This window comes from Macrococcus epidermidis (assembly GCF_003259695.1).
In the GTDB taxonomy this organism is placed as follows: domain Bacteria; phylum Bacillota; class Bacilli; order Staphylococcales; family Staphylococcaceae; genus Macrococcoides; species Macrococcoides epidermidis.
In genome coordinates this window covers 1,126,344-1,139,524 of record NZ_PZJH01000001.1, presented here as the reverse complement: position 1 = coordinate 1,139,524, position 13,181 = coordinate 1,126,344, and the positions used below count along the sequence as shown (strand labels likewise).

At 33.7% G+C, this 13,181-nt stretch carries 13 protein-coding genes and 1 tRNA gene; 13 read left to right on the top strand and 1 reads right to left on the bottom strand.

The annotated features are described in order from the left end of the window. Position 1: 1 nt before the first annotated feature. Positions 2–502 carry a YfcE family phosphodiesterase gene (locus BHU61_RS05990; protein WP_111715344.1) on the top strand — a complete coding sequence of 167 codons (501 nt, stop codon included), beginning with the start codon at positions 2–4 and terminating at the stop codon, positions 500–502. Between the two features lie 180 nt (positions 503–682). Continuing rightward, positions 683–756, top strand: a tRNA-Arg gene (locus BHU61_RS05985). Positions 757–801: 45 nt separating this feature from the next. Here the strand turns inward: BHU61_RS05985 and BHU61_RS05980 are convergent. After that, positions 802–1,515 (bottom strand): NAD-dependent protein deacylase, encoded by a 714-nt coding sequence (locus BHU61_RS05980; RefSeq protein ID WP_111715343.1) that lies wholly within the window; start codon positions 1,513–1,515, stop codon positions 802–804. A gap of 208 nt (positions 1,516–1,723) precedes the next feature. Between BHU61_RS05980 and BHU61_RS05975 the strand changes: the two genes are divergently transcribed. The 11 genes from BHU61_RS05975 to hemL all read left to right on the top strand — a co-directional run bounded on the left by BHU61_RS05975 (position 1,724) and on the right by hemL (position 13,113). Next, positions 1,724–2,344: an NUDIX domain-containing protein gene (locus tag BHU61_RS05975; protein ID WP_111715341.1), complete on the top strand. Its 621-nt coding sequence runs from the start codon at positions 1,724–1,726 to the stop codon at positions 2,342–2,344. Between the two features lies 1 nt (position 2,345). Continuing rightward, positions 2,346–3,305 carry a hypothetical protein gene (locus tag BHU61_RS05970; protein WP_111715340.1) on the top strand — a complete coding sequence of 320 codons (960 nt, stop codon included), beginning with the start codon at positions 2,346–2,348 and terminating at the stop codon, positions 3,303–3,305. A gap of 168 nt (positions 3,306–3,473) precedes the next feature. After that, entirely contained in the window at positions 3,474–4,757 is a 1,284-nt protein-coding gene (gene tig, locus BHU61_RS05965) for a trigger factor (RefSeq protein ID WP_111715338.1), read from the top strand. A 208-nt stretch (positions 4,758–4,965) separates the two neighbouring features. Then, positions 4,966–6,222 (top strand): ATP-dependent Clp protease ATP-binding subunit ClpX, encoded by a 1,257-nt coding sequence (gene clpX, locus BHU61_RS05960; RefSeq protein WP_111715337.1) that lies wholly within the window; start codon positions 4,966–4,968, stop codon positions 6,220–6,222. Positions 6,223–6,327: 105 nt separating this feature from the next. After that, on the top strand, positions 6,328–6,918 hold the full coding sequence (gene yihA, locus BHU61_RS05955; protein ID WP_111715335.1) for a ribosome biogenesis GTP-binding protein YihA/YsxC: 591 nt from the start codon (positions 6,328–6,330) through the stop codon (positions 6,916–6,918). Positions 6,919–7,015: 97 nt separating this feature from the next. Further along, positions 7,016–8,356: a glutamyl-tRNA reductase gene (hemA, locus tag BHU61_RS05950; RefSeq protein WP_111715334.1), complete on the top strand. Its 1,341-nt coding sequence runs from the start codon at positions 7,016–7,018 to the stop codon at positions 8,354–8,356. Between the two features lie 8 nt (positions 8,357–8,364). Then, positions 8,365–9,198: a cytochrome c biogenesis protein CcsA gene (gene ccsA, locus BHU61_RS05945; protein WP_111715332.1), complete on the top strand. Its 834-nt coding sequence runs from the start codon at positions 8,365–8,367 to the stop codon at positions 9,196–9,198. Between the two features lie 15 nt (positions 9,199–9,213). Then, entirely contained in the window at positions 9,214–10,146 is a 933-nt protein-coding gene (gene hemC, locus BHU61_RS05940; protein WP_099580052.1) for a hydroxymethylbilane synthase, read from the top strand. 12 nt (positions 10,147–10,158) lie between these two features. Then, on the top strand, positions 10,159–10,842 hold the full coding sequence (locus tag BHU61_RS05935) for a uroporphyrinogen-III synthase (RefSeq protein ID WP_170122465.1): 684 nt from the start codon (positions 10,159–10,161) through the stop codon (positions 10,840–10,842). Continuing rightward, positions 10,842–11,825 carry a porphobilinogen synthase gene (gene hemB, locus BHU61_RS05930; protein ID WP_111715329.1) on the top strand — a complete coding sequence of 328 codons (984 nt, stop codon included), beginning with the start codon at positions 10,842–10,844 and terminating at the stop codon, positions 11,823–11,825. Before BHU61_RS05935 ends, hemB begins: the two co-directional genes overlap by 1 nt. A 1-nt stretch (position 11,826) precedes the next feature. Next, entirely contained in the window at positions 11,827–13,113 is a 1,287-nt protein-coding gene (gene hemL / locus BHU61_RS05925; RefSeq protein ID WP_111715327.1) for a glutamate-1-semialdehyde 2,1-aminomutase, read from the top strand. Positions 13,114–13,181 lie beyond the last annotated feature (68 nt).

Here is a 13,181-nt window from a genome sequence, read left to right as displayed (position 1 = left end):
AATGAAGTGGGTTGTTGTGAGTGATAATCATTCTATGAAAAATATATTAACCGATATTGTATCAATTCATGATGATGCAGACGTCTATATTCATCTTGGTGATTCAGAATTTGATTATAATGATGCTGAATTAAAGCCTTATATTAAAATAAAAGGAAACTGTGATTACGGAAAAGATTTTTATGATACATTTGAATTACAGCAAAAAGATATTAATGCATTTTTAACGCATGGACATCTTTATCAAGTTGGTAATGGGCGTGAACGTTTAGCCAGTGTTGCACGTGATGCAGATTGTCAAATCGCTTTATATGGTCATCTGCATGTTAAACGTGTTGAACTAGTTGAAGGTGTAGTATGTATTAATCCAGGCTCTATTGCACAGTCAAGAAGTCAGGAAGAAGAAACATACGCTGTTCTAACTTTTGATGAAAGTGATAAGATGGTAACTTTCTATAATCAGCAGCATGATATTGTTGGTAAAGAGATATTAATTTTTTAGAGTGTCAATTGAACGATAAAAATTAAGATAACAGTGATGCTATCTTAATTTTTATTGTTAAATTAGAATAAATGTGTAAATATACTTTATTTATTATGGTTATCAATTAATTTCCTTACCAAATGTTATTGACTTTATAGTCAGAAGTTGATTATAATTAATCTTGTCTTAAAAAATTAAGTCCTGGTAGCTCAGCTGGATAGAGCAACGGCCTTCTAAGCCGTCGGTCGGGGGTTCGAATCCCTCCCAGGACGCTAAAAAACCGCTAATTCATTTTAGCGGTTTTCTTTTTGTATTTTTTAAAATACATTACTGATAGTATCTTCAAAAATGATGGCATCTTCCCTTACAGATCGCAGTGGTGTTTTATTGATTACAATGAGATATTTGCCATGAAACAAATCTACAAATCCTGCTGCAGGATAAACTGATAGAGAAGTTCCGGCAACGATCAGCATATCTGCTGAATTGATTGCCTGAATCGCACTTTCTATCGTATTAGTATCTAGCGCTTCTTCATACATAACGATGTCTGGTCTTACAATACCTCCATCTTTAGGGCATCTTGGAATGCCTGCTTCATCTAATGTCAATTCATTAAGTGAATAATTTTGATTGCATTCAATACAAGAGTTATTGATTACTGTGCCGTGTAATTCAAGTACTTTTGATGAACCTGCGAGTTGGTGTAATCCATCGATATTTTGAGTGACGACAGTTACGTCTTTACCGTTATCTTCAAGTGTTCGAAGGAAAGTATGTGCAAGGTTCGGCTGTGCATCTGGATATACAAGTTTGTCGAAGTGGAAATCAAAGTAATGCTTTGGATATCGTTTAAAGAATGAATGAGAAATAATTTGTTCAGGTGAAAATTCTGAATTAGTTTCCTGCATAAATATTCCATTAGCAGATCTGAAGTCTGGTATGCCACTTTCAGTCGATACGCCAGCTCCTCCGAAGAATACGATTTTCTTACTATCAAGTAATGCTTGTTTAAATTGTTGGATACGCATTATTCTTCTCCTTTCATCAATATAATAAGTTTATCATGACGTGTCATTGTGCTCAATTTTGCAACTTTGTATGAATTCAGATATAATCAACATTTGTGAGTTTAGTAATCGTTTCGAATTGTTATCTCATTATAATAAGCTTAAATATATTTGAGTTAGCATAGAAATTTGGTTAAAATTTAACTAAGACAGATTTAAGGAGTATTGTATGAATAAATTTGATGAACAAATAATAGTGGTGAATCGTGAAACCATCTTTAATCATGAGAAAAATCATTTTAATGGCTTTATTTCTATAGAAAATCAAAAGGCGTTAGAAATTTATGAAACACTATCTAAATACGAAGTGAAACGTCGCGGTGATATGGAAGAGGATCCTTCATATAAGCAATTGATTTCATATTGTATCCTAGAAAATGAAAACGATGAGATATTAGTATATGAACGTTTAACAGGTGGTGGTGAAGCGCGTCTTCATGGGTTAAGCTCAATTGGTATCGGCGGTCATATGAATCAGCTAGATGATACTCAGATTGAAGGGGTGTTACTAGATAATGCTGCACGTGAATTAGAAGAAGAAGTAGGCGTTAAAGATGTTAACCCACTAAATTTAAATTTAATCGGTTTTATTAACGATGATGACAATGAAGTTGGCCGTGTACATATCGGTTTAGTATTTAAACTAAAAGTTAAAGCGTCTGAAGTTTATGTGAATGAAACAGATACTTTAAAGATAGAATGGAAACCGGAAAATACTTTAATGCAAGTTGATGAATATGAATCATGGTCACGTATTATCATAGAATCTATATATAATGTAGGTCATTAGTATGTCTGATATTATTATCTTTCCGAAGTTGCAAGGAAATTTAATGAAACAGATAAAAGCAGCAATGAAGCGTGCAGATTATGAAACAGCATATGATTTATTCAATGATTATGAAAAGCATTTCGAGTTAACTGAAGACGAGCATCTTATAAAACTGGATTGTCTTTATCAGTTAGAGAGTTTCCTTGAATTACGTGAAGAATCTAGTATATTGCTTAATCAAGGACATTACGCATATTCAACAATTGTTCCGTATTTTATAGAAAGTTTATTAAAATTGAAACAATATAAAACGGTGATTGAGTTAATTGAAGGGCTGCGTAGTGAAGATGTTGATCACAAACTGATAGTGTCACTTATGCCTTTTTATGATGAGGCAAATCATCAGTTGAATAAAAGAAATGATGCACATTTAAAGTTTATACAGACTTTTAAAGATAATGATTACAATAAACAGCTTGAATTGATTATGGAGTTGATAGAATCTGAAGATTTTCGATTCCAGATGAGCTTTGTTCAGCTATTAGAATATAATGAAATACATCCTGTAATTAGCAGTATGATGATAGAGTATTTATTATTATCGAACTTTAAAGGTGAAGTGAAATTTACTAAGCTCAATGTCGATACTAGAATCAATGTTTCGAATTTAAACACGATGGTCCATTCATCATTCATGTCTGAAGTAGTTGCAGAAGTTAAAGCATACTATGAGAACAATAGTCCGAACATCGTTGATGTTATTGTAGAAACGATGAAGTTACACAATACTGTAATGCATCCAATTCACTTTCAGACATTCTTTAATAGCGCTACTCTAACTGTTGTGGATGCTTATATTGCAATGTTTAATAGACTATTTAATATTGAAGACAGTGCGATAGATTTGTCTAATACACAATTTGAAGATATAATTAAAGCTATTAATTTACTAGAAAATTATAATCTGATACATGAATAAAAACATGTTAGATACATAGATAGATGTAAGTATTATCATGGCATTGATAAAAAAATATAAAAAATGATATTATAGTTTGTAATTTCAGCTAAAAATGTTGAAGCAAGATTGTTATATGCTATAATTAATGAGTTGAAAAAATTTTAGAAAAACGTGGAGGAATTACACATGTCAGCAAAATGGGAAAAACAAGAAGGTAATGAAGGATTATTAACAGTAACAGTTCCTGAAGAGGAAGTTAAAGCTGGATTAGATAAAGCATTCGCTAAAGTTGTTAAACAAGTTAACGTACCAGGTTTCCGTAAAGGAAAAATGCCTCGTCAAATGTTCGAACAACGTTTCGGTGTTGAATCTTTATTCCAGGATGCATTAGATATCATCTTACCGGATGCATATGCTAACGCAATCGATGAAGTAGGTATTAACCCTGTAGATCGTCCTGAAATTGATGTAGAACAAATGGAAAAAGGTAAAGAATTAATCTTTACTGCTAAAGTTACTGTAGAACCAGAAGTTGAATTAGGTGATTACAAAGGTCTTGAAGTTGAAAAATTTGAGACTGAAGTAACTGAAGAAGAATTAAATGAAGCAATCAATGCTGATCTAGCACGTAAAGCTGAATTAGTTGTTAAAGAAGAAGGCGAAGTTGCTGAAGGCGATGTTGTTAACTTAGACTTTGATGGTTATGTTAATGATGAAGCATTCGAAGGTGGAAAAGCTGAAGGATACGATTTAGAAATCGGTTCAGGTCAATTTATTCCTGGTTTCGAAGAGCAATTAGTTGGAACTAAAGTTGGCGACGAAAAAGACGTTAACGTTACATTCCCTGAAGAATACCATGCTGAAGAATTAGCTGGTAAAGAAGCAGTGTTTAAAGTAAAAATCAACGAAGTTAAATCTAAAGAAGTACCTGAATTAGATGATGAAATGGCTAAAGAATTAGATGATTCAGTTGATTCAGTTGATGCTTATAAAACTAAATATAAAGCAGATTTAGAAGAACAAAAGAAATTACAAGCTGAAAACGATACGAAAGAAAGCTTAGTAATGCAAGCAGTTGAAAATGCTAAAGTAGATATCCCTGAAGCAATGATCAACACAGAATTAGATCGTATGATGCAAGAATTTGAACAACGTATTGCACAACAAGGTTTAAATTTAGAATTATACTTCCAGTTCTCAGGTCAAACTGAAGAGCAATTAAAAGAGAGCATGAAAGCTGATGCTGAACAACGTGTTAAAACGAACTTAACTTTAGCTGCGATTGCTAATGCTGAAAATATTGAAGTAAGCGATGCAGATGTTGATGCAGAACTTACAAAAATGAGTGAGCAGTTCGGTATGTCAGTTGAAGATATTAAAGCTGCATTAGGTAATGGAGCAATCTTAAAAGACGATCTTCGTATCCAAAAAGCAATTGACGTTTTAGTTTCTGAATCTAAAACTAAATAATAAGTAGTATTGTATATAGTTTAACTATCAATATAATCAGAAACCGAACAAACCGTAAAATCGCTTTTGATTTTTAAGTTTGTTCGGTTTTGTTATGATAATGATTAATTTAAATTATAGATAAATAAAAAGCAGATGATTTTCGAATTAAAAGTTTGCAAACAACAGGAAACTTTAGTATATTCTTTAAAAGATAGGGGTGTTAAGTGTGTCTAAATTTAATGAAGAAGAGAACTTAAAATGCTCATTCTGTGGTAAGGATCAAGATCAGGTTAAGAAACTTGTAGCAGGTAGTGGTGTATACATTTGTAACGAATGTATCGAATTATGTTCAGAAATCGTTGCTGAAGAACTTAAAACGATTGAACATGAAGAAATCACTGAAATTCCTAAACCACATGAAATGTTAGCTTTATTAGATGAATATGTAATTGGTCAGACAAAAGCGAAAAAAGCGCTGTCTGTTGCAGTATATAATCATTATAAACGTATTTTTAAACCGATGGATGAAGAAGAGGTTGAATTACAAAAAAGTAATATCGCTTTAATTGGTCCAACGGGTTCAGGTAAAACGTTATTAGCACAAACTTTAGCACGTTCATTAAACGTTCCATTTGCAATTGCAGATGCAACAAGTTTAACTGAAGCGGGTTATGTAGGTGAAGACGTTGAAAACATTTTGCTCCGTTTAATTCAAGCGGCTGATTTTGATATTGAACGTGCTGAAAAAGGGATTATCTATGTCGATGAAATCGATAAGATTGCCCGTAAATCAGAAAATACATCGATTACGCGCGATGTAAGTGGTGAAGGTGTACAACAAGCGTTACTTAAAATTTTAGAAGGTACTGTTGCAAGTGTTCCGCCACAAGGTGGTAGAAAACACCCAAACCAGGAATTTATTCAGATTGATACGACGAATATTCTATTTATTTTAGGTGGCGCGTTTGATGGTATTGATGAAGTGATTAAACGTCGTCTCGGTGAAAAAGTTATTGGATTTACCGGAATTAAAGAGAAAGATTTTGATGATGAGACGCTTTTATCACAAATTAAACCAGAAGATTTACAAAGCTATGGGTTAATACCTGAATTTATCGGTCGTATTCCTGTAGTCGCTAACCTTGAACAACTTGATGTTGAAGCGCTGAAAAGTATTTTGACACAACCTAAGAATGCCTTGGTTAAGCAATATACTAAAATGCTTGCTTTAGATGAAGTTGAATTAGAGTTTACTGAGGAAGCTTTAACAGCGATCAGCCAGTTAGCAATTGAAAGGAAAACAGGTGCGCGTGGATTACGTTCAATTATTGAAGAATCCATGATGGACGTAATGTTCGACATTCCTTCACTAGAAAATGTTAAACGCGTTGTTATTACAGAAGCTGCAATAAAAGATGATGCTGCGCCAGAAATGTATGATGCAGATGATAAATTAATTAATGATATTGTAACTTCAGCATAAAACCTGCCGTATGGTGGGTTTTTTACTATTTATAAATCAATTATCATATATTTATTAAAAAATCGTGTATAATAGTAAGACGTAAATGAAGAATAGGAGAAAGTCATGAATATAAATCCAAATAATGTAGAAATATTAATCAGCGCAGTAAAACCTGAACAGTATCCAGATACAGGTTTACCGGAAGTTGCTTTAGCTGGACGTTCGAATGTTGGTAAATCATCTTTTATAAATACGATGATTGGCCGTAAGAGTATGGCACGTATCTCTTCGAAGCCAGGTAAGACACAAACATTAAATTTCTTTAAGATTGATGACCAATTAGTCTTTGTCGATGTACCTGGATATGGGTATGCAAAAGTTTCTAAAACAGAGCGTGAACGCTGGGGAAAGATGATTGAGACATATATTACGACCCGTGAGCCTTTAGCGGTTGTTATTCAACTTGTTGATATACGTCATAATCCTAGTGAAGATGACAGATTAATGTACGACTTTTTAAAACATTATGATATACCAACAATCGTTATCGCTACGAAAGAAGATAAAATTCCTAAAGGAAAAGTTCAGAAACATCTTAAGGTGATTAAACAAGATTTGGATATGGATCCAGATGATACACTTATTAGTTATTCTTCATTAAGTAATGCCAAGAATGATTTAATCCTTAATGCAATTGAGAAGTACTTAAAATAATTTGTGAATTTTTAGTGACGAATATTTATATTTTGTAAATAAAACATAAAAGAAATGTTAGTATAGAAGTAATGGCAAAAAAATGGGGGCGGAATACATGCATATCGTTGTTGTGAGTGTGAATCACAAAACAGCTGATGTGAGTTTGAGGGAGAAACTTACATTTTCAGATGAAACGATTGAACGTGCACATAGTGCACTTATTAATCAAAAATCAGTGTTAGAAGGTGTAATCCTATCCACATGTAATAGAACAGAAATCTATGCTGTCGTTGATCAGGTGCATACAGGTAGATATTATATAAAATCATTTTTATCTGAATGGTTTGATGTGGATATAGACATCGTTAAATCAGTAACAGATGTAAAAGTTGGACATGCTGCAATTTACCATCTATTTAAAGTAATTACAGGACTAGATTCAATTGTACTAGGTGAAACTCAAATTTTAGGTCAAATGAGAGATAGTTTCTTACTTGCTCAAACAGAAGGTACAACAGGTACGATTTTTAATCGTTTATTCAAAGATGCAATTACGCTTGCAAAGAAAGCACATGCTGAAACAGATATTTCTTCAAAAGCAGTATCTGTTTCGTATGCAGCAGTTGAATTATCTAAGAAAGTCTTAGGCACATTAGAAAATAAAAAAATCTTAATCATTGGTGCCGGAGAAATGGCTGAGCTTGCATTAGAGAACTTAGTAGGTTCTGGTGCAGCGGAGATTACCGTAATTAATCGTACAGCAGAAAAAGCAATCTCTCTTGCAGATAAATACGGTGGGAGTCAAAAATCTATGGATGAATTACAATGTGCATTAATTGAAAATGATATTGTTATTTCTTCTACAAGTGCTCAGGATTTTATTATTACGAAACCGATGATGTATGATTTAATGAAGATGCGTAATAATCGTTCAATCGTATTAATTGATATTGCAGTGCCACGTGACATTGATCCTGCTGTGAATGATATTGATCTTATCTTTAACTACGACGTTGATGATCTTAAAGGATTAGTGGATGCAAATTTAGCTGAGCGTCAAAAAGCAGCAAATATCATCGAGACGATGATAGATACACAAGTCGAAGATTTTATTGCCTGGATTAATATGCTAGGTGTTGTACCAGTTATTACTGCATTACGTGAAAAAGCATTACGTATTCAGGAAACAACGATGGAAAGTATTGATCGTAAAATGCCGGACTTAACAGATCGTGAAAGAAAAGTAATTTCTAAACATATGAAGAGTATCATCAATCAAATGTTAAAAGACCCAATTTCACAGGCAAAAGAAATTAGTGGTTCTGAAAATAGAGAAGCAGAACTTCAGTTTTTCCAGGATATCTTTAATATTTCAAATGAAGTTGAAAGTTTAAATCAAAATGTAACGATGGTACATCGTACGGAAGAGAGCTTTACGTTAAGTCCTAAACATTAGGTGATAAAATGAATGAATTATTATTAATGCGTTTACATGAAGCAATACTTATTCTATACATGATAAGTATTGCTTGTTATTTCTTTGACTTTGTAGAGAAGTCACCCCGACTTAAACGTTATGGATATTTATTATTACTTAGCGTATTTGTTTTGCAGTCAATTTCAATTATCTTGTTTATTTTTATAGTGGGGCGAATTCCTATAGAAACGATCAATGAAGGTTTCTATTTTTTTACGTGGCTCATAATTTTGATATCATTAATATTATCTAAGGTAATTCGAACAGAGTTTTTTATCTTTTTGATGAATTTAATAGGATTCGTATTTATGATGATTCATACGTTTCAACCTTTAGATCTTTCTACTGGAACAACTGTTTCACATATGATGAATGAACTATTGTGGATACATGTTACACTTGCAATAGTTTCTTATGTCATGTATTTAATAGCTGCTTTGCATGCCGTGTTATACTTAATACAAATGCACCAATTAAAACAAAAGAAATTTAATCATAAATTTTTCAGAATAAGTGATCTGGAAAGTTTGAGTCGATTTGTACAAATATTCTCGATAATTGGCTGCGTTATGTTAATGATTTCATTAATATTAGGCATTTACTGGGGAATTACTTTTGAAGGGAAATCCATCTGGACGGACTCTAAAGTGTTAGGTTCACTGTTACTACTTATCGGTTATTCCGTATATATATTTTTACATCAAAAAAACAAGTTGATGATGCATAGATTGATGGATTTTAATATCGTGTTATTCTTATTATTACTCATTAATTATTTAATCATTTCTCGTTTTTCAGGATTCCACCAGTTATTCTATTAATATTTGGAGGCTAATATGAAAAAATTTATCGTTGGTTCTAGAAGAAGTCAGCTTGCACTTACTCAAAGCAAGCAGTTTATCGCTAAACTTAAAGAAAAGAATCCAGGCGTTGAAATAGAAATTAAAGAGATTGTGACTAAAGGCGACCAGATTGTTAATGTGCAATTATCTAAAGTTGGTGGAAAAGGATTGTTCGTTAAAGAAATTGAAGCTGCGCTTTATAATAAAGAAATTGATTTTGCGATTCATTCTTTAAAAGATGTACCAAGTGTATTGCCAGAAGGGCTCACATTAGGTTGTATTCCAGATAGAGAAGATGCACGAGATGCATTTATTTCTAAAGGACACGTTAAGTTATCTGACTTAAAAGAAGGTGCAATTGTAGGGACATCGTCTTTACGTCGTGGCGCTCAAATATTAAATTTATACCCACATCTTAATATAGAATGGATTCGTGGAAATATTGATACACGACTTAAAAAGCTTGAAACTGAAAACTTTGATGCCATTATATTAGCTGCGGCTGGACTTAACCGTATGGGTTGGGGTGAAGATATTGTAACAGAATATCTTGATCCTGAAACAATGCTTCCAGCTATTGGGCAAGGCGCTTTAGGGATTGAATGTCGTATTGATGATTTAGAGACGCTTTCATTACTTGCTACCGTTCACAACAGTGAAACTGAAGTATGCACACAGGCAGAGCGCGAATTTTTAAAACTTATGGATGGCAGCTGTCAAGTACCGATTGCGGGACATGCAGTAATGTCTAATGATGAAATTACTTTTACCGGTCTGATTATGTCTACTGACGGTAAAGAGAAATATAAAGTAACTGAATCAGGTACTGACCCTGTTGCATTAGGTGCGAAAGTAGCTGATGCCATGCAACGAAATGGTGCACAAAAGATTATCGAAACTTTAAATAATACGCCAAAATCAAATTAGAGGATGGTAACCATGAAGCCAATTGTATTGATGACAGATAGTAAATTGTATAAGGATGAGCGCGTTGAAATTATTCACCTACCGTTTATCGGTGTTGAACCTCTTCCTGTACAACCTACACGTCAGCACTATGATTGGCTTATTTTTACGAGTAAAAATGCAGTAGAAATCTTTTTTAAACTGTATGCTCATGTTACTTTTGAAAATATCGCTGCGATAGGAATAAAAACAAAAGAACATATTGAACATTACAATCATAAAGTAGCATTTATGCCGTCTCAATTTAATCAGGAAAGTTTCATCGATGAAATGGATAATATATTTTGTCACAGTACAGTGTGTTTACCTATTTCAACAGAAGCGAGACCGAAAATGTATGAAGCATTGAAATCTTTGGCGGATGTCGATAGAATTGATTTATACAGTCCTGTAAAAATTGATGAAAATATTAATTCAGCATTACAATTGATGCGAACACAGCAGGTAGACTGGATAACTTTCATGTCACCATCTAGTGTTAATGCGTTTGGTAAACAGAAATTAGAACAGTATATATCTGTTATGGCGATTGGCCATGTCACGAGCAGTGCATTAAATCAATTAAATATTGAGCATTATGTAAGTCAGTTTGAAACGAAGAAGAGTATGATTGATACTATATTGAATATAGAAAACAAGAGAAAAGGTGGATTATAATGAATTTTGATAGACATAGACGTTTACGTTCTTCAATTAATATGCGAAACATGGTAAGAGAAACGAGTATTGCGAAGAGAGATTTAATCTATCCAATATTCGTCGTTGAAAAAGACGATGTAAAAAATGAGATTACATCAATGCCGGGGATTTACCAGTGGAGTTTAAATATTGTTGAAGAAGAAATTAAAAATGCATATGATTCAGGAATTCGTGCAATTATGTTTTTTGGCATCCCGAATCATAAAGACGAATGTGGTACAGGCGCATTTGATGATGATGGTGTTATTCAGAAGGCAACTCGTTTAGCGAAGTCATTATATCCGGATTTACTCGTATTAGCGGATACTTGTTTATGTGAATATACAGACCATGGTCATTGTGGTGTGCTAGATGATCATACACATGACGTCATCAATGATGAAACGTTACCCCTTCTTGTTAAAACAGCAGTTTCTCAAGCGAAAGCGGGCGCAGATATTATTGCGCCAAGTAATATGATGGATGGATTTGTTGCAGAAATTCGTAAAGGTTTAGATGAAGCTGGCTTTATTAATATTCCGATTATGAGCTACGGTATTAAATATGCGTCAGCATTTTACGGTCCATTCCGTGATGCAGCTGAGAGTGCGCCAAGTCATGGTGATAGAAAGACATATCAAATGGATCCGGCAAATCGCCTTGAAGCACTACGTGAGCTACAAAGTGATGAAAAAGAAGGTTGCGACATGATGATTATTAAACCAGCTTTAAGTTATTTAGATATTATTCGTGATGTACGTAATAATAGTAATCTTCCGATTGTTGCATATAATGTCAGCGGAGAATATTCAATGACAAAAGCTGCTGCAGCAAATGGCTGGATAGATGAAGAACGCGTTGTAATGGAACAGATGCTTTCAATGAAACGTGCTGGTGCAGATATGATTATTACTTATTTTGCGAAAGACATTTGTAATTACATCGATAAAGGAGAATACTAATATGAATTTTAATAAATCACATGATGCATTCAAGTCAGCTATAGAATTAATGCCTGGAGGCGTTAACAGTCCAGTGCGTGCATTTAAAAGTGTAGATATGGATCCAATATTTATGGATCACGGTAAAGGTTCAAAAATATATGATATCGACGGCAATGAGTATATCGATTATGTATTAAGCTGGGGACCGTTAATTTTAGGTCATGCTGATGAAAAAGTTACGGATGAACTTCAAAAAGCTATCTTGAAAGGTAGTAGTTTTGGTGCACCTACAACACTGGAAAATGAAATGGCAAAACTTGTGATTGAACGTGTGCCGTCAGTTGAGATGGTTCGTATGGTATCAAGTGGGACAGAAGCAACCCTTGCTGCACTTCGTTTAGCACGCGGATATACCGGAAAAAATAAAATATTAAAGTTTATCGGATGTTATCACGGACATAGTGATTCATTATTGATTAAAGCAGGATCTGGTGTAGCAACGCTTGGATTACCTGACTCACCAGGTGTACCTAAAGGAACTGCTGAGAATACCATTACAGTTCATTACAATGATTTAGATGCAGTTCAAGTTGCTTTTGAAAAATATGGTGATGATATTGCGTGTATAATTGTAGAACCAGTAGCCGGGAATATGGGCGTCGTGCCACCAGTCAAAGGGTTCTTACAAGGTTTACGTGATATTACGACACAATACGAAGCATTACTTATCTTTGATGAAGTGATGACAGGTTTTAGAGTAGATTATAATTGTGCACAAGGATACTTCGGTGTGACACCTGATTTAACGTGTCTTGGAAAAGTTATAGGTGGAGGACTGCCTGTTGGGGCTTTTGGTGGTAAACGTGAAATTATGGAGAACATCGCTCCAGCCGGTAGTATTTATCAGGCGGGAACGTTAAGCGGTAATCCTTTAGCTATGACAGGTGGATATTATACTTTAAGCCAATTAACTAAGGAGAGCTATGTGCACTTTAATCAATTAGGTGATCAGTTAGAAAAAGGATTATATGAGGTGTTTAATAAACATAACGTACCGATTACTGTAAATAGAGCAGGCAGTATGATTGGTTACTTCCTGAACGATGAAAAAGTGACGAACTTTGAAATTGCTGCTCAATCAGATTTGAAATTATTTGCAGCGATGTACAAGGAAATGGCGAATAATGGCGTGTTCTTACCACCTTCACAATTTGAGGGGATGTTTATGTCTACACAACATAGTAGCGATGATATTGATAAGACGTTAAATGCATTTGATATGTCCTTATCTAAAGTCAAAAAATAAAAAATTAAATACGAAAATTTAAATATAAATATTTTTGAAAAGGAACAATTATCGATTGTATGTGATTA

Coding starts and splice junctions, on each gene's coding strand:
- BHU61_RS05990 (WP_111715344.1), top strand. CDS start 2: ATGAAGTGGGTTGTTGTGAGTGATAATCATTCTATGAAAAATATATTA.
- BHU61_RS05980 (WP_111715343.1), bottom strand. CDS start 1,515: ATGCGTATCCAACAATTTAAACAAGCATTACTTGATAGTAAGAAAATC.
- BHU61_RS05975 (WP_111715341.1), top strand. CDS start 1,724: ATGAATAAATTTGATGAACAAATAATAGTGGTGAATCGTGAAACCATC.
- BHU61_RS05970 (WP_111715340.1), top strand. CDS start 2,346: ATGTCTGATATTATTATCTTTCCGAAGTTGCAAGGAAATTTAATGAAA.
- tig (WP_111715338.1), top strand. CDS start 3,474: ATGTCAGCAAAATGGGAAAAACAAGAAGGTAATGAAGGATTATTAACA.
- yihA (WP_111715335.1), top strand. CDS start 6,328: ATGAATATAAATCCAAATAATGTAGAAATATTAATCAGCGCAGTAAAA.
- hemA (WP_111715334.1), top strand. CDS start 7,016: ATGCATATCGTTGTTGTGAGTGTGAATCACAAAACAGCTGATGTGAGT.
- ccsA (WP_111715332.1), top strand. CDS start 8,365: ATGAATGAATTATTATTAATGCGTTTACATGAAGCAATACTTATTCTA.
- hemC (WP_099580052.1), top strand. CDS start 9,214: ATGAAAAAATTTATCGTTGGTTCTAGAAGAAGTCAGCTTGCACTTACT.
- BHU61_RS05935 (WP_170122465.1), top strand. CDS start 10,159: ATGAAGCCAATTGTATTGATGACAGATAGTAAATTGTATAAGGATGAG.
- hemB (WP_111715329.1), top strand. CDS start 10,842: ATGAATTTTGATAGACATAGACGTTTACGTTCTTCAATTAATATGCGA.
- hemL (WP_111715327.1), top strand. CDS start 11,827: ATGAATTTTAATAAATCACATGATGCATTCAAGTCAGCTATAGAATTA.